Here is a 26,212-nt window from a genome sequence, read left to right on the forward strand (position 1 = left end):
GTATTACATCAGTAGTAAAGATCAACAAGAGGGGCTTGCTGAATCGGCATATAAAACAACCCGGAAACCGAATAAGTTTTCCAGGCTGCTTATTATGAATCAGTTTAAACTTTAATAGATAGTTCAACAAGATGAGAAGCAGGAAAGATTTCAACGTCCTCGGGATTCACTTCTAAAATATTCTCAATTGCAAAATGAATCTCGGAATTTTTTATATTCCGGTTTTTATTTTGAAGAATCACATCTTGATGTGTTGGTGCTCCAGAAAAAATGACCGTGGTGGAACCTAATGAAAAAACTTTTATAAAAACGGCATCTGTATTTTCCAGCTGATTATTCACTAAATGAGAATGACTATTGGTTACATCGATTAATTTCACGTTCTCCACCTCAATTTTTAAAGAATTTAAATTTATATAATTTTATTATAAACCTCAGAAAAGCGTTTTACAAAAGATTATTGCCTAAAAAAAGAAAAAACCTTCAAAAGCTAGGCGTTACGCGCTACCTTTTGAAGGTTACACATGAAAAGAGGGGCTTAAATTAGTCTTCTGCTTCTTCAGAAGATGAATCCTTCACTGCTTCTACAGCTGTGTGGTTATCTTTAGCTTGTATAGTGATTTCTCCATCATCAGTTGTGGTACTGATTAATTCTTTGACGTTTGGATGATCTAGATAAAAATCAGCGATACGGTCTTCAATTTGTTCTTGGATTACTCTGCGTAAAGGACGAGCGCCTAGTTTAGCATCATAACCTAAATCAACGAGTTTTTCTTTGACTTGTTGATCCACATCAAGTGTAATGTGTTGGTCTTGAAGCATATTGTTGACGTCATTGATCATAATGTCTACGATTTGCAGCAGATTTTCTTTAGTTAAAGAATTGAATTCGATAATACCGTCAAAACGGTTGATGAATTCTGGTTTAAAGTAGTCGGTCAAGTGGTTTAAGACAGAACTGCGGTTAGATTGGTTGGTTGCAGAAAATCCTACACTAGCTTCAATCTCCCCTTGTCCTACATTACTTGTCATAATAATGATCGTATCTTTAAAACTGACAGTTCTCCCTTGAGCATCTGTTAGGCGTCCATCATCTAGAATTTGCAAGAACATATGCAATACATCAGGATGAGCTTTTTCAATTTCGTCTAATAGTAAAATACTGTACGGGTTGCGACGAACTTTTTCGGTCAGTTGTCCAGCTTCGTCATAACCGACATAGCCTGGAGGAGAACCGATCAATTTAGACACACTATGTTTTTCCATGTATTCACTCATGTCAAAACGCACATAGGCCTCTTTATTTCCAAACAATTCAAAAGCTAGTTGCTTAGCCAATTCTGTTTTACCCACACCCGTAGGTCCAACGAAAAGGAATGAACCGATCGGGCGTCCTTTTTTATTAAATCCAACACGATTTCTGCGAATAGCTTTAGCAATTTTTTCAATCGCAGCATCTTGTCCAATAACGTGTTTCTTCAAATCTTTATCTAAATTACGCAATTGAGTCTGCTCTTTTTCTTTTAAATCGCCAACAGGAATGTTGGTTTTCATTTCAATGATATTGATCATATCTTGTTCTGTGATCACTGGTTTATCGGAATCGGGTTGTTGTTGATCTCTCATAGCCGCGTATTTAGCTGCTTGATCGCGATAAAAAGCTGCTTTTTCATAATCTTCGTTTTGCAAAGCCGCTTGTTTTTCTTGAGCAGCTTCAGCGATTTTATCTTCAATAATGTGCGGGTCAACTGTTTGAATCGTTAAGTTTTTCTTTGAACCTGCTTCATCAAGAAGGTCGATAGCTTTGTCCGGCAAGAAACGATCTTGAATGTAACGATCAGATAAATTAACAGCAGTACGAATAGACTCATCTGAATAGTTTACTTGATGATAATCTTCGTATTTCTTTTGAATTCCTTTTAAAATACTGAAGGTTTCTTCTACAGTAGGCTCATCTACCCGTACAGGTTGTAAACGACGTTCAAGAGCACCATCTTTTTCAATAGAACGATATTCTCGCAAGGTAGTAGCACCAACTAATTGCAGTTCGCCACGAGCAAGAGCAGGTTTTAAGATGTTCCCTGCGTCCATGCTGCCGTCAGCACTTCCAGCACCAACAATCTCATGAATCTCGTCAATAAATAGAATGACTTGATTATTTTGTTTCAATTCATTCATTAATTGTTGCATACGTTCTTCAAATTGACCACGGATACCCGTACCTTGTACTAAGGAAGCTACATCTAAGCGGATCACTTCTTTATTCATTAATTTTTGCGGTACGTCTCCATCCACGATTTTTTGAGCCAAACCTTCTACCACGGCAGTTTTACCTACACCTGGGTCACCGATTAAAACTGGGTTGTTCTTTGTACGGCGATTTAAAATTTCCAGAACACGTTCAATTTCTTGATCTCTGCCAATAACGGGGTCGATTGCACCGGATTTTGCGAGATCAGTTAAATTAGTACCGTATTCACCTAAAATTCCAGATTTTCTTCTAGTAGGAGGTTGATTGCCGCCACCAGAACCATTCTGAGTAGGAGGGACATTTGAATTTGAATAATTTTTTGTTCCGCCTTGCATAGAACGGAATAAATCATCTAGGTTTCCAAAACCAAAAGGATTTTGTGGGGGCCTATTGTTTCCCATTCCTCTAGCTTGTGCATTTTTTAATTCTTGATAACAATTTTGACAAAGATCTAGTTGACCTTTTTGACCATTCATGCTTGTATACAAATGAATCGTTGCTTCGTTTTGATTACAATTTTGACATAACATATCGTTACACAACCTTTCAAAGATTGATTTATAGGTCAAATTAGAATTTGACTATATCTGACCTTTATGGATTTATTATACACTGACCAATACTGACTTTCAAGTATTTTCTATTAAAAAGATTTCTCTAACCATAGGCAATCTACATTCTACCGACAGGATACATCTATTTTCTATTTTAATAAAGTGATACACTATAGAGAGAACTAAATTTTTGTGAGGTGATTACATGACAATGGAAGAAATGAATGCTCAATTAAATGCATTAGTTTCTGAGGAACAAAGTGAATTGGCTGTTTCTAAAGAAAATTTCATGGTATTTCTTGAGGTATGGAATAAGCATCCAGAAAAAAGCCGTATTGTAGGGAAAGCAGAATTAGGTGGGAATGTCATTTATCATTACGAAAAAGACTAAAATAATTAAATTTCTGATTAAATAATGAGTTGAATGTAAAAATAGTTGTGAAAAGAATAAAAAAATGGTAATCTATCTTGTGAAAGGGTTATTTTTGGTCGTTGAAATTACTGGTTTCAGTAAAAAAACAGCTGAATCTGACTCTCATAAAAAAATACTCGAAATAAAGGGGAATAACCAATTATGGAAAAACGCGAATTTCATATCGTAGCTGAAACAGGAATCCACGCACGTCCAGCTACACTATTAGTACAATCAGCAAGTAAATACAACTCAGATATCAACCTTGAATACAAAGGTAAATCAGTAAACTTAAAATCAATCATGGGCGTAATGTCTTTAGGTGTTGGACAAGGTGCTGACGTTGCCATCACTGCGGAAGGTGCAGACGAAGCTGAAGCAATCAACGGTATTGAGGAAACAATGAAGAAAGAAGGCTTATCTGAATAATGGTAGAAGTGTTGAAAGGGATTGCAGCAAGTGATGGTATTGCCACAGCAAAAACCTATATGCTCATTGAACCTGATCTAACTTTCACCAAAAAAACAGTTGAAGATTCTGAAAAGGAAATTCAACGTGTAAGCGACGCTGTAGCGAAAGCTAAAGGGGAACTTGAACAGATCCGTGAAAATGCTGCAAAAAGCCTAGGAGAAGAAGAAGCGCAAGTATTCGATGCTCATTTAATGGTGCTTTCTGATCCTGATTTAATTGGAACGATTGAAAGCAACATTAAAGACAACAAAATCAATGCAGAAAGTGCTTTGCAAGAAGCAACAGATACATTCATCGCTATATTCGAAGGCATGGAAGACAATCCTTACATGCAAGAACGTGCTGCAGATATCAAAGATGTCCGTAAACGTGTTCTAGCACATCTATTAGGAGTTAAATTGCCAAGTCCTTCAACAATTGATGAAGAAGTGATTGTTGTGGCGCATGATTTGACGCCAAGTGATACAGCTCAATTAAACCGTAAATACGTAAAAGCTTTTGTTACAGATGTTGGAGGTCGTACTTCACATTCTGCGATTATGGCGCGTTCTCTTGAAATCCCTGCAATTGTTGGTTCTAAAGAAATCACTCAACGTGTAGTAGATGGAGACGAAATTATTGTAGACGGTTTAGAAGGCGAAGTTTACATTAAACCAGATACTGATACTATTGAAGTGTATGCTAAAAAAGCTGAAGCTTTTGAAGCTCAAAAAGCTGAATGGGATAAATTAAAAGAAGAAGCTACGGTTACTTCTGACGGAAAACACATTGAATTAGCTGCTAATATTGGAACGCCTAAAGATTTAGACGGAGTTCACAATAACGGTGCTGAAGCTGTTGGTTTATACCGTACAGAATTCTTATACATGGATTCTACAGATTTCCCTACAGAAGATGATCAATACACAGCTTACAAAACAGTATTAGAAAGTATGGAAGGCAAACCAGTTGTTGTCCGTACAATGGACATCGGCGGGGATAAAGAACTTTCATACTTAGACTTGCCTCATGAAATGAACCCGTTCTTAGGATATCGGGCGATTCGTATTAGTTTAAATGAATCTGATATGTTTAGAACACAATTGCGTGCGCTATTACGTGCTTCAGTTCATGGTAACTTACGTATCATGTTCCCTATGATCGCTACTTTAGCTGAATTCCGTGAAGCGAAAGCTATTTTGATGGAAGAAAAAGAAAACTTGATCAATGAAGGTATTGAAGTTTCTGATTCTATCCAAGTTGGTATCATGATTGAAATTCCAGCTGCAGCTGTGATTGCAGATAAATTTGCTAAAGAGGTTGATTTCTTTAGTATTGGAACGAATGACTTGATTCAATACACAATGGCTGCTGACCGTATGAATGAGCGCGTTTCTTACTTGTACCAACCTTACAATCCTTCAATTTTACGCTTAATCAAGAATGTTATTGATTCAGCGCATAAAGAAGGCAAATGGGCTGGTATGTGTGGAGAGATGGCTGGAGATCAAACGGCTGTTCCGTTATTGTTAGGATTAGGATTAGACGAATTTTCAATGAGTGCTTCAAGTGTGTTAAAAACACGCAGCTTAATGAAAAAATTAGATTCTACTAAGATGACTGAACTTGCAGAAAAAGCAATCAATGATTGTGATACTGCTGATGAAGTTGTTGCATTGGTTGAAGAATACGTGAAATAACGCTAATTGAAACAAATAGAAAAGGTTCATTAGGAGATAAGCCTAATGAACCTTTTTGTGTATAGACTAAAAATATTATCTTTTTTCATGCTAAAGTTGGATAAGTTTTTAATTTTTATATGATAAGGTAAGATGGTGATAAATAGAAATAAGTTTACATAGAATTTTTACAGTATATAAACTGTTTTTTTTATAAAAAAAACGTATAATCTTATTAAAGGAGTGAAAATAAATGAGAATTGGAATTTTCACTGATTCGTATTTCCCGCAAGTTAGTGGTGTTGCTACTTCAATCCAAACGCTTAAAGAAGAGTTGGAAGAACATGGACATGAAGTGATTATTTTTACTACGACAGATCCCATGGCGCAGAAATCTGAGCCCAACATTGTCCGCTTTTCGAGCATCCCTTTTTTCTCATTCAAAGATCGACGTGTAGCATTTCGCGGAATGCTTAGTGCGCTAAAAACTTCAAAGGAATTGAAACTTGATTTAGTGCATACTCATACGGAATTCAGTTTGGGAATGACAGGTAAGTATGTAGCGCGCCAACTGAACATTCCTTGTGTTCATACGTACCATACGATGTATGAAGATTATTTGCATTACGTGGCAAAAGGGAAAGTCCTCAGACCCTCACATGTAAAATTGGTTTCGAAGTATTTTTGCAATCAAACTGCTGGGGTTATTGCCCCGAGTGAAAAAGCAAAAAATAAATTGATTTCTTATGGCGTTACCAGAAGCATTAAAGTGATTCCAACTGGGGTTAATTTGAAGAAGTTAAGTGCCAAATCTACACGTGATATCCGCCAGGAATTAGCTATTTCAGAAGATGAGCTGGTATTGTTGTCATTAAGCAGGTTAGCACAAGAAAAAAATATTCAAGCTATCTTGCGTGCTTTTCCAACAGTATTGGCTGAGTTTCCGACCGCTAAATTAATCGTTGTCGGAGATGGGCCTATTCGAGGTGCATTGGAACAATTGAGCCATGAATTGGGAATCGATTATTCGATTCGATTTGCTGGAGAAGTAAGCGTCGATGAAGTAAATGCTTATTATCAAGCATCAGATCTATATGTGAATGCGTCAACTTCTGAATCTCAAGGTCTTACTTATATTGAAGCTATCGCGGCAGGAACAGATATTGTCGCAAGATCCAGTTCGTATACCGATATGTTGATCTACAGTGGTAAATTGGGTAAAACTTATCAAAAAGATGAAGAACTGGGACAAACGATCATTGAGTATTTAACCAATGATAAGAAACAAGAAACAACTACAAAAGAAAGAAAAAACTTGTTAAACTCTATCTCAGCGACCGTTTTTGGGGAAGAGGTATTGCAGTATTACGAAGAGGCGATACACATCCACAATCAAGAAAAACAAGTGGATTCAAAAGTTTATCGAAAATCAGTAAGGAGAGGGTAAAAAATGCTTCAAGTAAATATGTTTTCTTCTGCTGATAAAGTACAAGGACAAGGAGTGGGGAGCGCTTATTTAGAGCTGATTCAACTGTTAAGGAAGTACCATCCTCATTCTATCGAATTATCGATCAATAAATATTCTAAAACGGCTATCAGTCACTACCACACTATTGACCTGCCTTTTTATCTCAGCACTTTTTTTAGAAAGCGATTTGGAAGAAAGATAGGGTATGTGCATTTTTTACCGTCTACTCTTAAAGGCAGTATTCATTTACCGCGTATCATAGAAAATACTTTTTACAAATACGTCATATCTTTTTATAAAAGGATGGACCATTTAGTTGTGGTAAATCCTATTTTTATTGAAGAATTAAAGAAATACGGAATTGCTGAAAATAAAATTACATATATTCCTAATTTTGTAGCGAAAAAGGATTTTTTTGCTTACTTGCCAGAACAAAAAAAACAACTCAGAGAAGCTAAAGGAATTTCTGCAGAGAAATTTGTTGTTTTTGGTGCCGGTCAAGTGCAAGAACGTAAAGGAGTCTATGATTTTGTGAAATTAGCAGAAGAGATGCCGGATGTGCAATTTATTTGGGCTGGCGGATTTTCATTTGGGAAAATCACGGATGGTTATGAGAAGTTTAAAAAAATAATGGAGCAACCGCCAAAAAACTTGTCCTTTACCGGGATTATTCAGCGTGATGAAATGCGGGACTACTACAACCTGGCTGATTTATTCTTGTTGCCTTCTTATGAAGAGCTGTTTCCAATGTGTATATTAGAATCTTTCGCTAGTAATACTCCAGTGATGTTAAGAGATTTACCGCTTTATGAACCAGTTTTGAAAGGCTATTATCTTCCTAGTGCTGATAGATCGAGTATGAAAGAAGCTATATCCCGCTTGAAAAATGAACCTGATGCGTATGTTGAACTGAAACAGCAAGCTGTAGAAGGGAACCACTATTATTCTGAAGAACGGTTAGCAGCATTATGGCTAGAGTTCTATCAACAACAGCAACTAGAAAGCGAGTTCCTTCACGACAAGAAGTAGAAGCTTCTTTTGATGTCTGGGTAATGACTATTGGGCAACATTAAATGGTATAATTGATGCACTATAAGAATAAATTGGGGGAGATAGATCAATGACGAAGAAAAAAATAGGGTTTATTGGGACTGGCGTAATGGGTACGTCAATTGTGAAACATTTATTGTCAGCAGGATATGAGGTGCAAATTTATAGCCGTACTAAAAGCAAAGCTAGTGAGTTGATAGAGTTGGGGGCTAAATGGCAAAATACGCCTGCTGGAGTAACTGAAAATGCAGAAGTGATCTTCACCATCGTAGGTTACCCGTCGGACGTAGAAGAAGTGTATTATGGCGAAAACGGAATATTTAAAACAGCTACAAAACGACATATCTTAATTGATATGACGACCAGCACCCCAACACTAGCAAATAGAATTTATCAAACCGGTATAGAAAAAGGAATCGCTGTTTTAGATGCTCCTGTGTCAGGAGGAGATTTAGGCGCGAAAAATGGAACGTTAACGATTATGGTAGGTGGAGATGAACCAGTTTTTGATAGTGTGAAGCCGATTCTTGAAGAGTTTTCTGGGAAATTAAATCTGCAAGGGTCTGCTGGCAGCGGGCAACACACCAAGATGGCAAATCAAATCATGGTTGCAGGTACAATGACTGGAATGACAGAGCTGTTGGTTTACGCAAAAGCAGCAGGGTTAGACATAGAAAAAGTCTTGGACACCGTTGGAGGAGGGAGCGCTCAAAATTGGTCGCTTTCTAATTATGGACCTCGTATCTTAAAAGAAGATTATTCTGCAGGTTTTTTCATCAAACATTTTGTGAAAGATTTGAAGATCGTTCTAGATGAAGCCAAAAGAATGAATCTTAATTTACCCGCTACTGCTCTTGCTGAAAAACTTTATGAAGAATTAGAAGGCAAAGGGAATGGCAATGATGGAACTCAAGCTTTGATCAAACTATGGTGGGAAAATTGATTAGGTTCATTTTATCAGGAGCTGCGACGAAATGATTGCAGCTCTTTTTTTATTAGATATCAGTTAATGGAATAATAATTGATTATTCTAAGGATGTGTCTATAATTTAATTATCATAATTGTGGGGCAAATGTGAGTACTGGATGATGAGGAAAGCTTTATTTAACAGGGATATAGAGACGATGGATATTTTTTTTCATAAAAGACAAGTGAGTATAGTGTTATTTGCAATAAAATCTGTTAAAATGGTACTGAGTCAAGTTTGAAAGGGGCACGAATCATGAAGTCTTCACAATTAACAGCCATTATACGAAGATTAGAAGCTATGCAAGAAGGCACAGACGGAGAAGTACAAGTTCGTCGTTTTGAAAAAGAGGGCGCTGAGCGCTGTTTGATTACTTATGATGGAAAAGCAGGAATCTATGAACTAGAAGAAAGAGCAACCGGTCAAGTATATCAATTTGATGATATCGACATCGTAGCCATAGAAATATTTGAACTACTTCAAGATTAAGCAATCAACCGATGCAGAAATAGTCGTATTTCTGCATCGGTTGTTTTATTTTGTCCATAATGATAAAATCCCTTTCGTATTCGTTCGCTGTATTTGATAAAGGGCCTGTTTGGCACGTCAAGTTTTAGAAACTGCTACAGTTTTTTTTAGAGTAAACGGGTGTTTTTATCTGTTTGCCCTCTCATATTTATGAAATCAGTAGAATATTTTGTTATAATGAATAGAAGTTTGTTAAACTTAAGTTAACTTAAGGAGTAGAAGCGGATGAGTGAACATTTATTTGCTGTCTTAGGTGGTATGGGAACTTTAGCAACTGAAAATTTTATTCAGGAACTAAACCGGTTATCTGCTGCTAATAAAGACCAAGATTATTTAAACTATGTTGTATACAATAAAGCTAGTATTCCGGATCGTACGGAATATATTTTAGACAAAAGCGCGCCAAACCCAGTTCCTGTGCTAGCTTCTGGTTTGCAAAAACTGGCAGCGATGGAACCTGATTTTATTGTGATGCCCTGCAATACGGCACATTTCTTTTACGATGAATTAGCCCAATTGATCAATGTTCCTTTTTTAAACATGATTGATGAAACAGTTAAAGAACTGATGGTACGGGGAGCAAAACAAGGGATGAAAATCGGGATTGCTGCCACTGAAGGTACGATCGAATCGAAAATCTATGAAGATAAACTCAATGAAGCTGGATTTGCTTCTTACGTACCGAACAAAGAGTTGCAAAAAATCGTTAACGACTTGATCTATGTAGATATCAAGCAAAATTCCAATATCAATATGCCTCGTTACAATAAGATGGTGTCCTGTTTCGAAGCGGAACAGTGTGATTATGTAGTGCTGGGATGCACTGAATTATCTATCTTCAATAGTTACGACCACAAAAAGAAGAGTAATGTAGTAGATGCTGATGATGTTTTGGTTCGGAAAACAGTGGAACTGGCACGACGGACTCAACCATTAGTTTAAGCAAAGGGAGTTATGGATACATGAAAGCTTTAAAAGTACAAGAATACATCAATCAATTAGTTGCAAATGATATTCTGATCAAAACAACCATTGACCAAAACTCGATGATTACTGAGAATGTCATTTTACAGATGACTTATGACTCAAGAGAAGTCAGTGACCCTTCTTTGTTTATTTGTAAAGGAGCAAATTTTAAAGAAGAGTATTTGAGACAAGCAGTTTCATATGGTGCTGTAGCTTATGTGAGCGAAGTGGAATATGATGTAGATGCACCGGTGATCTTAGTAACGGATATACGCGAAGCTATGGCTTTGTTAAGTTCTTTATTCTTTGATTTTCCAGAAAAAGATTTGACCTTAGTGGGTGTGACAGGTACAAAAGGAAAAACAACGACTACGAACTTTATTCGTTCTATCTTAGATGACTATCTGGTAGCCAATCAGAAAAAAAATTCTGCTTATTTCTCTTCAGTAGAAAACTATGATGGGGTAACGAAAGCTCCTTCTCGTATGACCACACCTGAAGCTATGGTATTAAAACAAAATTTTAGAACGGCAGTGGATTCTGGAGTAGAATTTTTTGAAATGGAAGTTTCCAGCCAAGCATTAAAATACGATCGGACAAAAGGCCTGGATTTTGAGATAGGAATTTTTCTGAATATATCGGAAGACCATCTAAGTCCTTTAGAACACAGTGACATGGACGATTATTTAAATTCAAAACTCTTATTGTTTAAGCAATCAAAAACCATTTGTTTGAACTTGGATACGGATTATCTTGCAAGAATAGAGAATGCCGCTAAACAAGCCAATAAAGTTGTTACGTTTAGCCAACACAATGAAAAAGCTGATGTTTATGGATACAACGTTCAAAAAGAGGATCACCACATTACTTTTGATGTTCGTACTCCTCAGTATACAGAAAAAATGACTTTAGGAATTGCTGGATTATTCAATGTTGAAAATGCTCTAGCTGCAATTGCTGCAATGTATGTATTGGAGATCCCGGTAGAGTATATCAAGTCAGGCTTGTTGAAAGCTCGAGCAAAAGGACGCATGGAATTGTATACGAGCCATGATACTAATTTAGTAGGAATCGTAGACTATGCTCACAATCGATTAAGCTTTGAAGTATTATTCAATTCGTTGAAAAAAGAGTATCCAAATCATCAAATGATCGCTGTGTTTGGTTGTCCAGGAGGCAAAGCTTTTAACCGCCGTAAAGAGATGGGGGAAGTAGCGGGCCGCATTGCAGATATGGTGTATATTACAGAGGATGATCCAGCCAATGAATCTGTCCGCTCAATTTCTGAACAAGTAGCGGAAGCTGTAATAGCTGAAAACGGATCTTATGAAATTATTGAAGATCGTGCAGAAGCTATCCGTAAAGCAATGAGCCATATCGAGATGCCGACTGTCGTTGCTGTGGTTGGGAAAGGTGCAGAAATAAATCAACGAGTGGGAAACGGCTATGTTGAATACGAAGGTGATGCATTCCATGTCATCAAGAACCTAGAAACTTACAATAAGCATCATATATAATCAAGAAAGGCTATGATAGTAATGAAACAAACATTTATACCGGTAGTACTTGGAGGTAGTCGTGGAGCTTATGGGATTGGACGTTCTTTGTACGAAGAGTATAAAATAAAAGTCCATGTCTTTTGTTCGCGAATTATTGGTCCTGTTGCTGACGTGCCTTTTTTTGAATACCACGTTTTGCCAGATATCAAAGAAGAAAAAGTGCTATTTGATGAAGTCAATAAGTTGGAAAATGAAACGCCGGATATCCCTAAAATTATTTTTGGAAGCGACGATCTGTATGCTGAATTTGTGATCGTCAATAAGGAACGATTTCCTAAAAATTGGATAGTTCCTTATGTGGACGAAAATGTATTTAAACGAGCTACAGATAAGCAGTATTTTTATGAAGCGTGTGAAAAGCTAAATGTGCCTTATCCAAAGACAAAAATCAGTGCTGAATTTGAAGCAGATCTGCCATTTGAATTTCCGATTGTCATGAAACCTATTACTTCTCAAAATTATCAAGATTTACATTTTGAAGGAAAGAAAAAAGTGTACATCTTAGAGAACCAGGAAGAATACAGACAAAGTTTTGAAGCTATGCGCAAAGGCGGCTATCAAGGCGAAGTAGCTCTTCAGGAGTACATTCCCGGAGATGACAGCACACAAGCTGTGGTTACCGCATACCGTTCTATCCAAGATGGAGAAGTGAAATTGATTTCCTTTGGACAAATTCTACTAGAAGACCACACGCCATCAGGAATCGGAAATCATTTAGCCATTTTATCGCGTGAAGAAGAAAGCGTGTATGAGAATGTACGTAAATTAGTCGAAGAGTTCGGCTTTGATGCCTTTTCAAATTATGACTTGAAATACGATGCTCGTGATGGACAATACAAGTTTTTTGAATTGAATGGCCGATTAGGGGTTAGTCATTATTATGTCTGTGCTGCTGGAGAAAACGTAGCTGCCTACTATATTAAAGACTGGTTGACTAAGGAACCGATCGAACCGACTATCGTCAAAAATGAAGCACTCTTTAACGTAGTCCCTAAAAGGCTGCTGTTGAAATACATTAAAGACCCAATCCTAAAAGATAAAATCAAAGGATTTTACAAAACTGGAAAAGTATCTAACCCGCTGGACTGCAATGATGGGGTTACTTTAAAACGTCGAATGTATATTGAATCGGCAAAACTAAACTTCTTTAAGAAGTTTAAACAACATCCACCAGAGGAAGCATAAGAATTAAAGCAAAAATTGAAATTCCTTCTTTTTTGCGTATAATAAAAATATAGAAGACTATGGGAGTACTGAACGAAGTGCTCCTATTTTAATGGGTAGGGAGATGTTATGTTAAATTTATTTAAGCCAACATGGATGGTAGAAGCAATCTACCAAATTACACCGGAACAATTAAATGAGCACGGCATAAAAGCGGTGTTGACAGATTTAGACAATACACTGATTGCCTGGAATAATCCAAATGGTACCGAAGAATTGATCGCTTGGATTTCAGCCATGAAAACAGCTGATATACCAATCGTTATCCTTTCAAACAACAACGATGAACGAGTGAAACGTGTAGCAGATGTATTAGGTGTGCGTTACGTTGCCAGAGCATTGAAGCCGCTGTCTAAAGGTTTTAATGAAGCGACTAGAGGATTAGAATTGTCGAAAGAAGAGATTTTAATGGTGGGAGATCAGATCATGACAGATATTTGGGGCGCCAATCTTGCCGGAATCCAAAATGTCTTAGTGAAGCCGATTCTCAATTCAGATGCCTGGAACACCAAGATCAATCGTTTCTTTGAGTTGCACATTATGAATCACCTGATTAAAAAAGATCCAAACATGAGATGGAGGACATCGATACATGACAAAGACAGAGTTAAAGACTGAAGAAGAAATTCGGTGCATTGGATGCGGTGCTCTGCTGCAAACCACTGATAAAACTAAAGCGGGTTATACTCCAAAAACAGCTTTAGAAAAAGGCTTAGAAACGGGCGAAGTTTATTGCCAACGTTGTTTTAGATTGCGTCACTACAATGAAATTCAAGATGTTCATTTGACAGATGATGATTTTCTAAAATTATTGAATGAAATAGGCTCTAAAGATGCCTTGATTGTCAACGTAGTAGATGTGTTCGATTTTAATGGTAGTTTGATTCCTGGATTGCACCGTTTTGTTGGGAAAAATCCAGTATTGCTGGTTGGAAATAAGGTAGACTTATTGCCAAAATCACAAAAAAGAGGACGCTTGACTCAATGGTTACGCGAAAGAGCTCATGAAGCTGGTCTGCGACCGACAGATGTTGTTTTGACTAGTGCAATGAAAGCCGATGAAGTAGAACACTTAAAAGAGATGATCGAACAATATCGTAACGGAAAAGATGTTTACGTAGTCGGTGTCACGAATGTTGGGAAATCCAGCTTGATCAATCAAATCATCAATACTTCTGCTGGAGTAAAAGATTTGATTACAACGTCTCAATTCCCAGGTACAACGTTGGATCAAATAGAAATTCCTTTAGAAGATGGTAATTCATTGATTGACACACCGGGAATTATTCATCGTCATCAAATGGCGCATGTTTTAGGTGCAAAAGACTTAAAACTGATTGCTCCTAAAAAAGAGATCAAACCTAAAGTTTACCAATTGAATGAAGGCCAAACCTTATTTTTTGGTGGAGTGGCTCGATTTGACTTTATCAAAGGGGATAGAAGTTCCTTTACTTGTTACGTTTCAAACGATTTGAATATTCATCGAACTAAATTAGAAAAAGCAGATGAATTGTATCAAAAACAAAAAGGCGAATTATTGCAACCACCTCGTAATGAAGAAAAAGATACTTTCCCAGAACTTGTTCGCTTTGAATTTTCAATCAAAGAAAAGACAGATATCGTATTTGCTGGTTTAGGCTGGGTAACAGTCCCTGAACCAGGAGTTGTAGTAGCTGGATGGGCTCCTAAAGGAATCGATGTTTTAATCAGAAAGTCAATTATATAAAAAAGTTCGTATACAGAAATGGAGAATCAGCATGGCCTTAACAGGAAAACAAAAAAGTTTTTTGCGTAGTAAAGCACATCATTTAAATCCTATTTTTCAAATTGGGAAAAACGGAATGAATCCGGATATGTTAAAACAAATCGGGGAAGCATTAGAAAAAAGAGAATTGATCAAAGTATCCATTCTGCAAAACTCAGATGAAGAAGTTCCAGAAGTGGCTGAAGAAATTGAACAGGCAGTAGGATGTCAAGCCGTTCAAAAAATTGGCCGAGTAATTGTGCTGTACAAACCTTCGACGCAAGAAAAATACCGTAAAGTATCATTAGAAATACCAAGAGCGTGAAGAAAGGCGTTTAGCTCACCGGACGTTTCACGACCACAACAGTTTAGGGTTCTTTCCAAACAGTTGTGGTTGTGAAACGGTAGTGTGAGCTGCCTTTCGCAACGCGTCTAAGAGCACACAGGTAAGAAGGAGTGGAAGTCGTGTGAAAGAATCGTTTTTTTCTGGGAAACGGACACAGGTTTTAAGTGAACCAGTTGCTGAAACCACAACAAAGAAAAGAGTTGGTATTCTTGGAGGAACTTTTAATCCTCCACATGTTGCACACTTAATGATTGCCGATCAAGTATGTCAACAATTGGGATTAGACAAAGTCTATTTTATGCCTACCGCTGCTCCGCCGCATGTGGATACTAAGAAAACAATTGCGGCTGAGCATCGGTTAAAAATGGTGGAAAGAGCTATTCAAGACAATCCTAAGTTTGATCTTGAAACGATTGAAATTGAACGTGGCGGAAAAAGCTATACCTATGAGACAATGCTGCAGTTAACTCAGCAGAATCCAGATACAGAATACTATTTTATTATTGGTGCAGACATGGTGAACTATCTGCCCAAATGGCATAAGATCGATGAATTGGCTCAATTGATTCAATTTGTAGGGGTCAAAAGACCGGGATATGTGATTGAGAGTCAATATCCTTTGATTTGGGTAGATGTTCCTGAAATAGCCGTTAGTTCAACTTCTTTAAGAAAAAAAATTGCCACCGGCTGTACAGTGAATTATTTAATTCCTCAAAAAGTTCTTGAGTACATTTATCAAGAAGGGTTGTATAGTTATGAAACTTAAACCAGAACAGCTTGTTTATTCAGGTCGATTCATCTCGCTGTCAAGAGATAAACTGGCAGCTCAAGTGGAGACACAGATGAGTTCCAAACGGTTCAAGCATGTATTAGGTGTGGAAGAGACTGCTATACAATTAGCAGATAAATACGGCGCCTCAGTAGAAGCAGCTAGTATTGCAGCTCTTTGTCATGATTACGCTAAAGAGCGACCTGATCATGAAATGAAAGAACTGATTATTGTTGATGAACATTTGGAAGAAGAGTTGTTAGACTATGGAAGCAATATATGGCATGGACCATGCGCTGCAGAGATAGCCAAAAAAGAGTTTCACCTCTTGGATGAAGACATCTTAAATGCGATTCGCTACCATACCATTGGTAGAAGCGAAATGTCTTTATTAGAACGAGTGATTTATGTGGCAGATTTTATTGAACCGGGAAGAAAATTTTCTGGAGTAGACGAAGCAAGAAGTCTTGCATCCAACGATTTAGAAGCAGCTGTGACATATGAAACGCAACAGACATTGATGCATTTGATTCAAACGAAAAAAAAGATTTACCCAAAAGCAGTGGCTACTTTCAATAAATGGGTAGCAAACAAATAGGAGGAAAGACATGAGTGAATTAAATAAAGAATTGCTTGAACTTGTAGTGAAAGCGGCGGACGATAAAAGAGCGGAAGATATTATGGTAATGGATGTACGAAATATTTCTCTTTTAGCCGATCATTTTGTAGTCATGCATGGAAATAATGATCGACAAGTTGTCGCAATTGCGGAAGCAATCGTCGACAGCGTTGAAGAAGCTGGATATTCTGTCAAACAAATCGAAGGAAAAGATTCAGCTAAATGGATCTTAGTCGATTTAGGAGACGTTGTGGTCCATGTATTCCACTACACAGAACGTTCATTCTACAACTTGGAAAAATTATGGAGCGATGCTCCTTTAGTGGATATTTCCGGTATGATCACGGAATGAGTTACAATATTTTCGCTCAAGTCTATGATGATTTAATGGATGAAGAGCTATACGATTTATGGATTGATTTCACGAAAAAAAACCTATCTGATACACACGAAAATGTATTGGATCTGGCTTGCGGAGCAGGTCATTTAGCCATTAAAATGAAACAAGAAGGCTATCAGGTTACTGGATTGGATCTGTCTTCTGAAATGATCGCTCTTGCAAAAGAGCGAGCTGAAGAAGTAGACATGGCGATTCCTTTTATCATTGGCAATATGTTGGATTTAAGCGTGGTAGAACAGTTTGATGCTGTGACATGTTATTGCGATTCGCTCTGCTATCTGCCAGATGCAGAAGCTGTTCAAAAAACATTTGAAGAAATCTCCCAACATTTGACAGAAGATGGCGTGTTCCTGTTTGACGTACATTCTATTCATCAGATCGATGAAATTTTTCCCGGCTATACGTTTAACGATCAGACCGAAGAAATCAGTTTTTTATGGAAAAGTTATGTAGGAGAATTTTCGCATTCCATTGAACACGATTTAACATTTTTTGTTTACCAAGAGGAGATCGATTTATACGAGCGTTTTGATGAGACCCATAAAGAACGAACTTATCCAATCAAACAGTATCTTTCAATGTTGAAAAAGGCCGGTTTTACTTCAGTTGAAGTCTCTGCAGATTATGGAAAAGGAAAGATACTTAATGATTCAACACGCTGGTTTTTCGTTTGCCGCAAAGAAACAAAATAGGGTTTCATTTTTGCTGAATGAAATGAGAAGGGTGGACCAACTATGAAAAGTTGCGGAATTATCGCCGAATACAATCCTTTCCATAATGGACATCGGTATCAAATACAAGAGGCTAAAAAACAGACTTCGGCTGAAGTGATCATCGTTGTCATGAGTGGAAATTTTTTACAGCGTGGAGAACCCGCAATAGTAGATAAATGGCACCGTGCAGACATGGCGTTGTCTTCCGGAGCAGATCTGGTCATTGAGTTGCCGGTAGCATTTAGTGTCCAACCAGCTGATTATTTCGCTAAAGGCGGTGTTTCTCTTCTTCAAGCGCTGCAGTGTGATTCTCTCTCGTTTGGTACTGAAAGTGGTACCGGAGAGAAATTTCAGCTATTTACTGAAAACTGGGATCGCCATGAAAAAGAGATCGAAGCTAAGTTCAGGCAGCTGAAGAATAATGGCGAGACTTATGCGGCTCAAATGCAGCAAGCAGTGAGAGCTGTTATACCAGGTAACGAACTCAATGTTGGAGCCCCGAATACTATCTTAGGATTAGCTTACGCGAAAGAAAACAGTCGCTATCCTAAGCCCATGACCCTATATCCAGTCAAACGTGTTGGATCTGGATATCATGATGAAAAATTGGGGGATACACCCTTTCAAAGTGCTACGGCATTGCGAAAAGTATTGTTGAAAGCTGCTGAAGGTTCTGAGAAATTAGCAGCTATTCAAACAGCTGTCCCGCCGGCAACGTTAGATAGCCTTCAACAAAGTGATTTTGCTAATTGGGAAAAATTTTGGCCCTTTTTAAATTATCAACTGATCCTTCAGTCAGAAGAGCAACTAAGAGAAATTTACCAAATGAACGAAGGTATTGAGCATCGATTGAAACAAAAAGCAATTGAAGCCGATTCCTTTGAACACTTTATTGAATTGGTAAAGACAAAACGATACCCGTGGGTGCGCCTGCAACGATTGTTTATCTATGTGTTGCTGCAATTGAAAAAAACAGACATGCAAGAAGCTTTACGAAGTCCGAAGGCTATTCGTGTGTTAGGATTTACAGAAAAAGGGCAACGCTATTTAAGTGAAGTGAAAAAAGAAGTTCCTTTACCGATCATTAGTCGTTTGAATCAAAAAAACAACTCTTTATGGGAAATGGATATTCTAGCAGGTAAAGTGTATCAATTGGCAGTGAAACAAAATCAAGATGACCAAGACTTTAATCGTTCACCGTTGCAAAAAAAGAAGTGAAAAGATGCTTTAAATAAGCTGAAAATAACTTTTAGGTGTAAGGTAAAATATCTTGACAAAGGATTTTTTCACTAGTATAATAAATTTTGTTGCTTTAGGAGTGAAAAAAATGAAAATGAAGTGGTCACTAAACGAATTAAAACGATATCTAAATGAGCCATTCGTCTTTTCTGACAACGTAGATTTGAAAGAATCTTTAGTAAAAAGAGAAGAAGAAATATTAGACGTTTCACCCATTCATTTAGATGGAATCTTAACTGTTAATGATGATGAATTAATTCTTCATATGAATGTTTCATTGAAATTAACACTTCCTTCTGCAAGATCACTAGAACCTGTATTATTTCCGATGGATTTTGTGATAGATGAAGTTTATATTCCAAAATCGGATTCTTATGAAAAACCTGTTGATGAAGAGAATGTTGTGATCTATTTGGAGCATGACTGGATCGACTTGTCAGAGAGTATCGAAGACACGATTTTGCTTAATCTTCCTTTACAAGTTTTTACTGAAGAAGAAGAGAAAGCTCATAATATGCCAAGCGGAAATAATTGGACGGTAATTTCAGAAGAAGATTACTATTATTCAGAAGAAAAAAAATCTGAAGAAACAATAGATCCGCGTTTTGCAGGTCTGAAAGATTTTTTTAACCAAGAAGAATCCGGTAATCAAGAAGAAGACTAACTTGTTTCTAGGTTAAATAGAAAATGAAACAATTGTTTAAGGAGGTGTATAGAATGGCAGTACCAGCAAGAAGAACATCAAAAGCTAAGAAAAATAGACGTCGTACTCACTTTAAATTAGAAGTACCAGGTATGAACGCTTGCCCTAACTGTGGGGAATTGAAAAAAAGCCATCACGTATGTGCATCATGCGGTTTCTATGATGGAAAAGAGGTAGCATCTAAAGAAGCTTAATCGAATTGAATAGTCGATTCAATGGATAAATGAAAAATAACCTTGAGAATATCTCTTAAGGTTATTTTTTTTGCTATTTTGTTGTCAAATTGTTAGAGTAATTAAGTTGAAAATGTTGTACAATTTAATAGAGAAACGATCAAGAACGGACGGGGGACAAGAAAATGTGGATGGATTCTAATGTTGCAATGTACATAGTGTTGTTGTTATTGCCAATAATATTATTTGTGCTTTTCAATAAGAAAATTAACCATCACTTCATGAAGCAGCAGTTAACCGTTAAAATGGCAGACTTGTTGGTACCTTATTTAATTGTAGGAATCCATATCATCAGTTCTTTAACATTTGGGATGTCGCTTTTCCCATATTTCCTTATTTTTATATTTACTCTCGCCATTATACTATTACTGTATTTAGCCGTAAAAAAAGGGGAAATTCTGTATTATAAATTCTTCAAAAGCTGGTGGCGTTTTGTTTTCATCAGTTCAATGATTACATATTACGGATTAGCAGCCACTACTATCGTTATTTCTCTTTAAAAGAGTAATGCATCAGGGGATGAGTGTGGGAAAAGTTGCAGACTTCATAAAAGAATTTAAGCAGAGCAGTGAGATAAACTCACTGCTCTGTTTTTTTTGGGTCTTCATCTTCTAGCGTTGATAAAGAAATTTTCTCCGGCCTACGGGGTTGCTTATGGAGAGCCATGGGAACGCTTGAGCCGAAAACCGGGTCTCAAGGCTTGCGAGCGTTACCGTAGCCGTTAGAGCGTTAGCGACGTACGGATATGGTATGCGCAGCGCAGAACAAACTTAGCGTAACGGCTAAAGGCTAACGTTAAGGAATTCCCATTGCATCCTCTTTCATGACTATAAGCAACCCCATATTCCTCTAAAAATTTCTAGGAATGAGTTTTTTAAAGGTTTGGAATTAATTTTTTTTCACTTACCAACGTCAAATGATGTAGAACCGTTTTTTATCTGAAGAGCCTATTATAAAGCTATTACAGTATGGAAGAAATAGTTTAACTACTATCTATAAAGAATCTCCACTTCGTACCATTAATTGCAAAAAAAGCCTCTTTTTCTTAAATGTATAAAAAATTTCAACGGAAGTAACTAAAATGAGACAAAAGAAATCTCGTGATATATTTCTGATCTTAATGTAATGTCAGTAATGGAAGCGTTATATAAGGTTCGGAAAAAGTTGAGAATTTTTTTGGATTGTGGTGGTGGAAAGTGGGGGATTGTGGTAGACTGAATTTAAATAAAAATGATAGGGGTGACAGTAAACATGCTTATCGGTGAATACCAGCATAATATCGACGCAAAAGGCCGTTTGATTATGCCCGCTAAATTTAGAGAAGATTTAGGCGAGAAATTTATTATTACTCGTGGTTTAGATGGCTGTTTATTTGGATACCCGCAAGAAGAATGGTCTGATTTAGAAGAAAAACTGAAGCAATTGCCGTTGGCTAAAAAAGATGCTCGGCAGTTTACACGTTTCTTTTATTCAGCAGCAACGGAATGTGAATTAGACAAGCAAGGAAGAATCAACATTCCTCAAAATTTACGACAATATGCAAAATTAGACAAAGAATGTCATGTCATTGGAGTTTCTGAGCGCATTGAAATTTGGAGCAATGAAAGATGGTCTGAATATGCTTTGGAAGCAGAAGAATCTTATGAAGACATCGCTGAAAATATGATCGATTTTGGGTTTTAACTACTCGAGAAGATGAAAGGGAGATATTGATGCCTGAATTTAAACACGAAACAGTCTTACTGCATGAGACAGTAGATGGATTATCTATTTCTCCTGATGGAATTTATGTAGATTGCACACTTGGAGGAGCGGGACATAGTGAATATTTGTTGTCCCAATTAAATGAAAATGGTCACTTATATGCATTTGATCAAGATGAAACAGCTATCGCAAATGCAAAAGAAAAGCTTGCTGGATATATTGAAAAGGGAATGGTCACTTTTATCAAATCGAATTTCCGAAATATCACAGAAGAGTTGAATGAACGAAATGTTGATGCTGTAGATGGTATTTTATACGACCTAGGAGTTTCTTCTCCACAATTAGATCAAGCTGAGCGTGGATTTAGTTACCATCAAGATGCACCCTTAGATATGAGAATGGATACTGATTCACTACTGACAGCTCGTATTGTTGTCAATGAATGGCCTTATGAAAAATTAGTCAAAATCTTTTATCGTTACGGAGAAGAAAAATTTTCTAAACAAATCGCCAGAAAAATTGAAAAAGCGCGAGAGATTGCTCCTATTGAAACAACTGGAGAATTAGTAGAGTTGATTAAAGAGGGAATTCCTGCTCCAGCCAGAAGAAAAGGCGGACACCCAGCTAAAAGGACTTTCCAAGCTATACGGATTGCTGTAAATGATGAATTGTCAGCGGTAGAGGAATCGTTGGAAAAAGCTATCGATTTGTTAACTGTCAAAGGGAGAATCAGCGTGATCACGTTTCATTCTTTAGAGGACCGAATCGTCCAATCAATATACAAAGATCGTGCCAGAGGCCCTGAATTGCCTCCAGGACTGCCAGTATTACCCACTGAGTACATGCCTGAACTAAAAATCATTACCCGCAAACCTATTTTGCCTAGTGAAGAAGAACTGGAACAAAATAATCGAGCGAGAAGCGCAAAATTGAGAATCGCTGAAAAACAAGTGAAAAGCAAAAAATAACCCTGTAGAATTCAGAAGAAAGGAAGTATCTTAATGGCATTAGAGAATAATTTAGCTAGAGACTTACATAGTGTGATGCCTGAACAAGCACCACAAGTATACCCTCAAAGACCGCAGCAACGACCTGCTTATACACCTGAACCTAAGAAACAAAAACTTTCAAAAGTTGAAAAACTTCTTATTACAGTAGCGAGTATAATCATTTTTTCTTTGGGTGTGGCCTGTGTTTCACTAGAAATTATGGTGGCAACCTCGAACCGAGAAGTTCAAGATACTAATCGAGAAATCGAAGAAATCGCTATTGTGAATACTAATCTAGAACAAGAAGTTCAAGAATTGTCTCGTTACGATCGGGTATATGAAATTGCTAGAGCACATGGATTAGAAATGAATGAAGAAAATGTAAGGAATGTCTCGAAATGAAAAAAAGAAATCCTTTAAAAAATAGAAAGCTGATCTCTATTCTCTTATTTTTTGCCTGTATAGTGATCTACGCTATATTTGCTGGCCGTTTTTCTTATATTATGGTTAAAGGGGAAGTCAACGGGGAAAACTTAGAGACGAATGTGAATAATTTATATACAAGAAGTAGTGTCCTTGAAGCTAACCGTGGTACCATCTATGACGTAGGAGGGAATCCGGTTGCAATGGATGCTACTTCTTATTCATTGTATGCAGTGTTAACCGATGAATGGTCAAACAACAAAAAAAATCCTCAATATGTAGTCGACAAAGAAAAAACTGCAGAAACATTGTCGCAATACATATCAATGAGTGAAGAAGAAATTTTGCAAAAATTGAATCAGGACCTAAGTCAGGTTGAATTTGGAACAGCAGGTAAAAACCTCACTTATGATATTAAAAGTGATATTGAAGCCGCTGACCTTCCAGGGATCTTTTTTACAGAAACGCCTACTCGTCTATACCCTAATGGAGTATTCTCCTCACATTTAGTTGGTGTGGCACAATTGCCTACTGCAGAGGATGGAGAAGCGGAAACTGGAAAAGAAATGGTCGGTCTTATGGGAGTCGAGCAGACCTACAATGATTTATTGACCGGAACAGATGGCAAGTTGAAGTATCAAAAAGACAGTTTTGGATATGCTTTGCCGAATGAAGAAGCAGAAGTGATCGATCCTGTAGATGGGGTAGACATTTATTTGACATTGGATAAACGAATGCAAGTTTTACTGGAAAGTGTGATGACAGAGGTAGATGATAAATACAATCCAGTGGCAATGACGGCTACTTTGATGAATCCGAAAACAGGTAAAATCATTGCAACTTCTCAGCGTCCCTCTTTTAATGGAACGACTAAAGAAGGAATCGATGAACTATGGATGAATTTGCTGGCTGAGTATACTTATGAGCCAGGATCTACCTTAAAGACATTGACTCTTGCAGCAGCAATAAACGAAGGAGTCTTTAACCCAAATGCTTATTTTGAATCGGGTTCCATTGAAGTGTCTGGAATACCTATACGAGATGTTAACCGCAATGGATGGGGAACAATCACTTATTTGGAAGGCTTAGCACGTTCTAGTAACGTAGCATTTGTAAAACTTGCTCAACAAATGGGTGCTGAAACATGGAAAGAATACATGGATGCATTTGGAATAGGCAAATCGACTGAATCCGGACTATACAATGAAAATGCAGGTTCAAACAAATACAAACGAGCCATTGATCAAGCTAATACGGCATTTGGACAAGGACTCACAGTAACGGTTTTACAAATGTTGCAAGCATTTAGTGCCATCGCGAATGATGGGCAAATGATGAAACCACAATTCATTGATAAATACGTGGACCCAAACACAGGAGCAGAAACTATTGTAGAGCCGGAAGTAGTAGGCACTCCTGTTTCAAAAGAAACGGCTGATCAAACGTTGGAATATTTAAAAGAAGTTGTATACAACGAAAATGGAACAGGTCAAAAGTATGCGATTGATGGATATGAGATTGCAGCTAAAACCGGAACTGCACAAATTTACAATGCAGAAACAGGAAAATACTATAGTGGAGGCAAAAATTTTCTTTATTCAGTAGTGGGAATGGCTCCGGCAGATGATCCGGAATTAGTCATGTACATTACTATGGAACGCCCGACTGTTAATGACCCAACTGTAACAACTACAGATATTATGGCTTCGATATTTAAACCTGTAATGAAAAGAGGTTTGGAATACCTGCATTTAGACGACGAAGCTCAAAATGGATTAGAGAATCAAATTGTCATGCCAAAAGTCACTAGTGAAGCCAAAAGCGACGTGTTAACAAAATTAGAAGAAATGCAATTAAACGTGACCGTAGTGGGAAATGGTGATACAATAGTACAGCAATTGCCTTTGGCGGATGAGACCGTTATTGAAGACCAGCGCATTATTCTGTTAACCAATGGAGCGATGACTATGCCAGATATGACAGGATGGTCAAAAAATGACGTATTAAAAGTTTCTGAAATCACAGGGATAGAGTTTACTTTTAGTGGAGATGGTTATGTCACTCAGCAAAGTTTAGAACCGAATGCCTTGTTGACTGAGGAAAGTCAAATTGAAATTGTACTAGAATCTCCATAAAAAAACACGTTTTTTAAGTCAGAAGGAGAACAAGAGAATGATCTTGGGCTTTGTCCAAAGAGATGGACAGGCAATCTGATGAAAAGCAAAATTAGGAGCGAATCATTATGCAATGGGAAGAAATGCTGCTTGCAACAGTTAGTAGTTTTGCAATCACACTTATCTTGATGCCGTTTGTTATCGGGTATTTCAGAGTCAAACAACTAGGACAAACTACTAGAGAAGAAGGACCGACTTGGCATGAAGTAAAAACGGGAACACCGACAATGGGCGGAGTCGTTTTTATCATCTCAGGAATCGTAACTATGATCTGGAGTGGTCTTTGGCAAAATGTTTTTACAGTTAGTTTAGGTTTATTGATGTTTATTCTTGTCTTATATGGAGTTCTAGGTTTCTTGGATGATTACATTAAATTGATCAAAAAGAGAAACCTTGGTTTAACATCATTACAAAAATTGATTGGTCAAGTAGCAGGAGGACTGTTATTTTATATTGTTTACCGTATACAGGGATTTCCGAGTGACTTAACCCTTCCTGGTTTAGGCGGTGTTAATTTAGGCTGGTTCTATGGCTTACTTATTATCTTTTGGCTAGTCGGTTTTTCAAATGCCGTTAATTTAACAGATGGTTTGGATGGATTGGCAACAGGAACCAGTATTGTAGCTTATGGAACTTACGCTATTATTGCCTTCCATCAACAACAAACAGATGTCTTGATTTTTTGTTTAGCCGTTATTGGTGGATTAATCGGATTTTTACTGTTTAATAAAAAACCGGCCAAAATATTTATGGGAGATGTTGGTTCATTAGCTTTAGGAGGTGGGCTTGCCGCTGTCTCTATTTTGTTGAAGCAAGAATGGACACTTCTTTTAGTAGGATTGATTTTTATTATGGAAACTACTTCGGTAATTCTGCAAGTGGGATCTGTAAAAATAAGAAACAAACGAATCTTTAAAATGGCACCTATCCATCATCACTTTGAAATGAGTGGGTGGAGTGAATGGAAAATTGTGCTGACTTTTTGGTCAGTTGGATTAGTGATGGCACTGCTTACTCTATGGATTGTACTTTAACATTGAAAGAGAA

28 protein-coding genes are annotated in these 26,212 nt (G+C 37.3%); 26 read left to right on the plus strand and 2 right to left on the minus strand.

Features of this window, described 5'->3' with window-relative positions:
- Positions 1-104 precede the first annotated feature (104 nt).
- Both ACEN4I_RS06050 and ACEN4I_RS06055 read right to left on the minus strand, forming a co-directional pair.
- On the minus strand, positions 105-380 hold the full coding sequence (locus ACEN4I_RS06050) for a DUF1827 family protein (RefSeq protein WP_407095559.1): 276 nt from the start codon (positions 378-380) through the stop codon (positions 105-107).
- Between the two features lie 163 nt (positions 381-543).
- Positions 544-2,781: an AAA family ATPase gene (locus tag ACEN4I_RS06055; RefSeq protein WP_407095558.1), complete on the minus strand. Its 2,238-nt coding sequence runs from the start codon at positions 2,779-2,781 to the stop codon at positions 544-546.
- A 229-nt stretch (positions 2,782-3,010) separates the two neighbouring features.
- Here ACEN4I_RS06055 and ACEN4I_RS06060 point away from each other — a divergent pair, with 229 nt between their 5' ends.
- From ACEN4I_RS06060 to mraY, 26 genes are all read left to right on the plus strand, one after another.
- The gene (locus tag ACEN4I_RS06060) at positions 3,011-3,196 is read left to right on the plus strand and encodes a hypothetical protein (RefSeq protein ID WP_407095557.1); all 186 of its coding nucleotides are present in this window, start codon (positions 3,011-3,013) and stop codon (positions 3,194-3,196) included.
- 183 nt (positions 3,197-3,379) lie between these two features.
- The gene (locus ACEN4I_RS06065) at positions 3,380-3,646 is read left to right on the plus strand and encodes a phosphocarrier protein HPr (protein WP_204210516.1); all 267 of its coding nucleotides are present in this window, start codon (positions 3,380-3,382) and stop codon (positions 3,644-3,646) included.
- Positions 3,646-5,367 (plus strand): phosphoenolpyruvate--protein phosphotransferase, encoded by a 1,722-nt coding sequence (gene ptsP, locus ACEN4I_RS06070; RefSeq protein ID WP_407095556.1) that lies wholly within the window; start codon positions 3,646-3,648, stop codon positions 5,365-5,367. The genes ACEN4I_RS06065 and ptsP overlap by 1 nt, the downstream gene beginning before the upstream one ends.
- A 232-nt stretch (positions 5,368-5,599) precedes the next feature.
- A complete protein-coding gene (locus ACEN4I_RS06075) occupies positions 5,600-6,793 on the plus strand; it encodes a glycosyltransferase family 4 protein (RefSeq protein WP_407095555.1) in 1,194 nt (397 codons plus the stop codon).
- Between the two features lie 3 nt (positions 6,794-6,796).
- Positions 6,797-7,843, plus strand: coding sequence for a glycosyltransferase family 4 protein (locus ACEN4I_RS06080; RefSeq protein WP_407095554.1), 1,047 nt, complete (start codon positions 6,797-6,799; stop codon positions 7,841-7,843).
- A gap of 91 nt (positions 7,844-7,934) precedes the next feature.
- Positions 7,935-8,807 (plus strand): NAD(P)-dependent oxidoreductase, encoded by an 873-nt coding sequence (locus tag ACEN4I_RS06085; RefSeq protein WP_407095553.1) that lies wholly within the window; start codon positions 7,935-7,937, stop codon positions 8,805-8,807.
- 280 nt (positions 8,808-9,087) lie between these two features.
- The gene (locus ACEN4I_RS06090; RefSeq protein WP_204210536.1) at positions 9,088-9,321 is read left to right on the plus strand and encodes a YkuJ family protein; all 234 of its coding nucleotides are present in this window, start codon (positions 9,088-9,090) and stop codon (positions 9,319-9,321) included.
- A gap of 264 nt (positions 9,322-9,585) precedes the next feature.
- On the plus strand, positions 9,586-10,302 hold the full coding sequence (locus tag ACEN4I_RS06095; RefSeq protein WP_407102498.1) for an aspartate/glutamate racemase family protein: 717 nt from the start codon (positions 9,586-9,588) through the stop codon (positions 10,300-10,302).
- 20 nt (positions 10,303-10,322) lie between these two features.
- Positions 10,323-11,843: a Mur ligase family protein gene (locus ACEN4I_RS06100; RefSeq protein WP_407102497.1), complete on the plus strand. Its 1,521-nt coding sequence runs from the start codon at positions 10,323-10,325 to the stop codon at positions 11,841-11,843.
- 21 nt (positions 11,844-11,864) lie between these two features.
- Positions 11,865-13,070 (plus strand): carbamoyl phosphate synthase-like protein, encoded by a 1,206-nt coding sequence (locus ACEN4I_RS06105; protein ID WP_407102496.1) that lies wholly within the window; start codon positions 11,865-11,867, stop codon positions 13,068-13,070.
- Between the two features lie 108 nt (positions 13,071-13,178).
- On the plus strand, positions 13,179-13,727 hold the full coding sequence (locus ACEN4I_RS06110) for a YqeG family HAD IIIA-type phosphatase (protein WP_407102495.1): 549 nt from the start codon (positions 13,179-13,181) through the stop codon (positions 13,725-13,727).
- Positions 13,702-14,835 carry a ribosome biogenesis GTPase YqeH gene (gene yqeH / locus ACEN4I_RS06115; protein ID WP_407102494.1) on the plus strand — a complete coding sequence of 378 codons (1,134 nt, stop codon included), beginning with the start codon at positions 13,702-13,704 and terminating at the stop codon, positions 14,833-14,835. The genes ACEN4I_RS06110 and yqeH overlap by 26 nt, the downstream gene beginning before the upstream one ends.
- 31 nt (positions 14,836-14,866) lie before the next feature.
- A complete protein-coding gene (gene yhbY / locus ACEN4I_RS06120; protein ID WP_407095547.1) occupies positions 14,867-15,178 on the plus strand; it encodes a ribosome assembly RNA-binding protein YhbY in 312 nt (103 codons plus the stop codon).
- Positions 15,179-15,320: 142 nt separating this feature from the next.
- Complete coding sequence (locus ACEN4I_RS06125) at positions 15,321-15,965, plus strand: nicotinate-nucleotide adenylyltransferase (protein WP_407095546.1); 645 nt, start codon at positions 15,321-15,323, stop codon at positions 15,963-15,965.
- Complete coding sequence (gene yqeK / locus ACEN4I_RS06130) at positions 15,955-16,566, plus strand: bis(5'-nucleosyl)-tetraphosphatase (symmetrical) YqeK (protein ID WP_407095545.1); 612 nt, start codon at positions 15,955-15,957, stop codon at positions 16,564-16,566. Before ACEN4I_RS06125 ends, yqeK begins: the two co-directional genes overlap by 11 nt.
- 10 nt (positions 16,567-16,576) lie before the next feature.
- The gene (gene rsfS / locus ACEN4I_RS06135; RefSeq protein ID WP_407095544.1) at positions 16,577-16,939 is read left to right on the plus strand and encodes a ribosome silencing factor; all 363 of its coding nucleotides are present in this window, start codon (positions 16,577-16,579) and stop codon (positions 16,937-16,939) included.
- Positions 16,936-17,679 carry a class I SAM-dependent DNA methyltransferase gene (locus tag ACEN4I_RS06140; RefSeq protein ID WP_407102492.1) on the plus strand — a complete coding sequence of 248 codons (744 nt, stop codon included), beginning with the start codon at positions 16,936-16,938 and terminating at the stop codon, positions 17,677-17,679. The genes rsfS and ACEN4I_RS06140 overlap by 4 nt, the downstream gene beginning before the upstream one ends.
- Positions 17,680-17,721: 42 nt before the next feature.
- Positions 17,722-18,918: a nucleotidyltransferase gene (locus ACEN4I_RS06145; protein WP_407095542.1), complete on the plus strand. Its 1,197-nt coding sequence runs from the start codon at positions 17,722-17,724 to the stop codon at positions 18,916-18,918.
- A 109-nt stretch (positions 18,919-19,027) separates the two neighbouring features.
- Entirely contained in the window at positions 19,028-19,603 is a 576-nt protein-coding gene (locus ACEN4I_RS06150) for a YceD family protein (protein WP_407102491.1), read from the plus strand.
- A gap of 53 nt (positions 19,604-19,656) precedes the next feature.
- Positions 19,657-19,836, plus strand: a complete 180-nt coding sequence (rpmF, locus tag ACEN4I_RS06155; protein WP_407095540.1) for a 50S ribosomal protein L32 — start codon at positions 19,657-19,659, stop codon at positions 19,834-19,836.
- Positions 19,837-20,000: 164 nt separating this feature from the next.
- Positions 20,001-20,375: a DUF3397 family protein gene (locus ACEN4I_RS06160; protein WP_407095539.1), complete on the plus strand. Its 375-nt coding sequence runs from the start codon at positions 20,001-20,003 to the stop codon at positions 20,373-20,375.
- 751 nt (positions 20,376-21,126) lie between these two features.
- Positions 21,127-21,558, plus strand: coding sequence for a division/cell wall cluster transcriptional repressor MraZ (gene mraZ / locus ACEN4I_RS06165; protein ID WP_407102489.1), 432 nt, complete (start codon positions 21,127-21,129; stop codon positions 21,556-21,558).
- Positions 21,559-21,587: 29 nt separating this feature from the next.
- Positions 21,588-22,547: a 16S rRNA (cytosine(1402)-N(4))-methyltransferase RsmH gene (gene rsmH, locus ACEN4I_RS06170; protein ID WP_407102488.1), complete on the plus strand. Its 960-nt coding sequence runs from the start codon at positions 21,588-21,590 to the stop codon at positions 22,545-22,547.
- Positions 22,548-22,580: 33 nt separating this feature from the next.
- Positions 22,581-22,970: a cell division protein FtsL gene (gene ftsL / locus ACEN4I_RS06175; protein ID WP_407095535.1), complete on the plus strand. Its 390-nt coding sequence runs from the start codon at positions 22,581-22,583 to the stop codon at positions 22,968-22,970.
- Positions 22,967-25,126: a penicillin-binding transpeptidase domain-containing protein gene (locus tag ACEN4I_RS06180; RefSeq protein WP_407102487.1), complete on the plus strand. Its 2,160-nt coding sequence runs from the start codon at positions 22,967-22,969 to the stop codon at positions 25,124-25,126. Before ftsL ends, ACEN4I_RS06180 begins: the two co-directional genes overlap by 4 nt.
- A gap of 107 nt (positions 25,127-25,233) precedes the next feature.
- Positions 25,234-26,199: a phospho-N-acetylmuramoyl-pentapeptide-transferase gene (gene mraY, locus ACEN4I_RS06185; protein WP_407102486.1), complete on the plus strand. Its 966-nt coding sequence runs from the start codon at positions 25,234-25,236 to the stop codon at positions 26,197-26,199.
- The last annotated feature ends 13 nt before the right edge of the window (positions 26,200-26,212 follow it).

This window comes from Desemzia sp. FAM 23990, from assembly GCF_045528485.1.
Lineage (GTDB): Bacteria > Bacillota > Bacilli > Lactobacillales > Carnobacteriaceae > Desemzia.

What these genes read in the sequence shown, in the direction of transcription:
- ftsL (WP_407095535.1), top strand. Translation starts at nt 22,581, where the DNA reads ATGGCATTAGAGAATAATTTAGCTAGAGACTTACATAGTGTGATGCCT.
- ACEN4I_RS06085 (WP_407095553.1), top strand. Translation starts at nt 7,935, where the DNA reads ATGACGAAGAAAAAAATAGGGTTTATTGGGACTGGCGTAATGGGTACG.
- yqeK (WP_407095545.1), top strand. Translation starts at nt 15,955, where the DNA reads ATGAAACTTAAACCAGAACAGCTTGTTTATTCAGGTCGATTCATCTCG.
- mraZ (WP_407102489.1), top strand. Translation starts at nt 21,127, where the DNA reads ATGCTTATCGGTGAATACCAGCATAATATCGACGCAAAAGGCCGTTTG.
- ACEN4I_RS06065 (WP_204210516.1), top strand. Translation starts at nt 3,380, where the DNA reads ATGGAAAAACGCGAATTTCATATCGTAGCTGAAACAGGAATCCACGCA.
- ACEN4I_RS06160 (WP_407095539.1), top strand. Translation starts at nt 20,001, where the DNA reads ATGTGGATGGATTCTAATGTTGCAATGTACATAGTGTTGTTGTTATTG.
- ACEN4I_RS06145 (WP_407095542.1), top strand. Translation starts at nt 17,722, where the DNA reads ATGAAAAGTTGCGGAATTATCGCCGAATACAATCCTTTCCATAATGGA.
- ACEN4I_RS06060 (WP_407095557.1), top strand. Translation starts at nt 3,011, where the DNA reads ATGACAATGGAAGAAATGAATGCTCAATTAAATGCATTAGTTTCTGAG.
- ACEN4I_RS06140 (WP_407102492.1), top strand. Translation starts at nt 16,936, where the DNA reads ATGAGTTACAATATTTTCGCTCAAGTCTATGATGATTTAATGGATGAA.
- ACEN4I_RS06105 (WP_407102496.1), top strand. Translation starts at nt 11,865, where the DNA reads ATGAAACAAACATTTATACCGGTAGTACTTGGAGGTAGTCGTGGAGCT.
- ACEN4I_RS06080 (WP_407095554.1), top strand. Translation starts at nt 6,797, where the DNA reads ATGCTTCAAGTAAATATGTTTTCTTCTGCTGATAAAGTACAAGGACAA.
- yqeH (WP_407102494.1), top strand. Translation starts at nt 13,702, where the DNA reads ATGACAAAGACAGAGTTAAAGACTGAAGAAGAAATTCGGTGCATTGGA.
- mraY (WP_407102486.1), top strand. Translation starts at nt 25,234, where the DNA reads ATGCAATGGGAAGAAATGCTGCTTGCAACAGTTAGTAGTTTTGCAATC.
- ptsP (WP_407095556.1), top strand. Translation starts at nt 3,646, where the DNA reads ATGGTAGAAGTGTTGAAAGGGATTGCAGCAAGTGATGGTATTGCCACA.
- ACEN4I_RS06055 (WP_407095558.1), bottom strand. Translation starts at nt 2,781, where the DNA reads ATGTTATGTCAAAATTGTAATCAAAACGAAGCAACGATTCATTTGTAT.
- rsmH (WP_407102488.1), top strand. Translation starts at nt 21,588, where the DNA reads ATGCCTGAATTTAAACACGAAACAGTCTTACTGCATGAGACAGTAGAT.
- rsfS (WP_407095544.1), top strand. Translation starts at nt 16,577, where the DNA reads ATGAGTGAATTAAATAAAGAATTGCTTGAACTTGTAGTGAAAGCGGCG.
- ACEN4I_RS06075 (WP_407095555.1), top strand. Translation starts at nt 5,600, where the DNA reads ATGAGAATTGGAATTTTCACTGATTCGTATTTCCCGCAAGTTAGTGGT.
- ACEN4I_RS06180 (WP_407102487.1), top strand. Translation starts at nt 22,967, where the DNA reads ATGAAAAAAAGAAATCCTTTAAAAAATAGAAAGCTGATCTCTATTCTC.
- ACEN4I_RS06095 (WP_407102498.1), top strand. Translation starts at nt 9,586, where the DNA reads ATGAGTGAACATTTATTTGCTGTCTTAGGTGGTATGGGAACTTTAGCA.
- ACEN4I_RS06090 (WP_204210536.1), top strand. Translation starts at nt 9,088, where the DNA reads ATGAAGTCTTCACAATTAACAGCCATTATACGAAGATTAGAAGCTATG.
- ACEN4I_RS06110 (WP_407102495.1), top strand. Translation starts at nt 13,179, where the DNA reads ATGTTAAATTTATTTAAGCCAACATGGATGGTAGAAGCAATCTACCAA.
- yhbY (WP_407095547.1), top strand. Translation starts at nt 14,867, where the DNA reads ATGGCCTTAACAGGAAAACAAAAAAGTTTTTTGCGTAGTAAAGCACAT.
- rpmF (WP_407095540.1), top strand. Translation starts at nt 19,657, where the DNA reads ATGGCAGTACCAGCAAGAAGAACATCAAAAGCTAAGAAAAATAGACGT.
- ACEN4I_RS06150 (WP_407102491.1), top strand. Translation starts at nt 19,028, where the DNA reads ATGAAAATGAAGTGGTCACTAAACGAATTAAAACGATATCTAAATGAG.
- ACEN4I_RS06100 (WP_407102497.1), top strand. Translation starts at nt 10,323, where the DNA reads ATGAAAGCTTTAAAAGTACAAGAATACATCAATCAATTAGTTGCAAAT.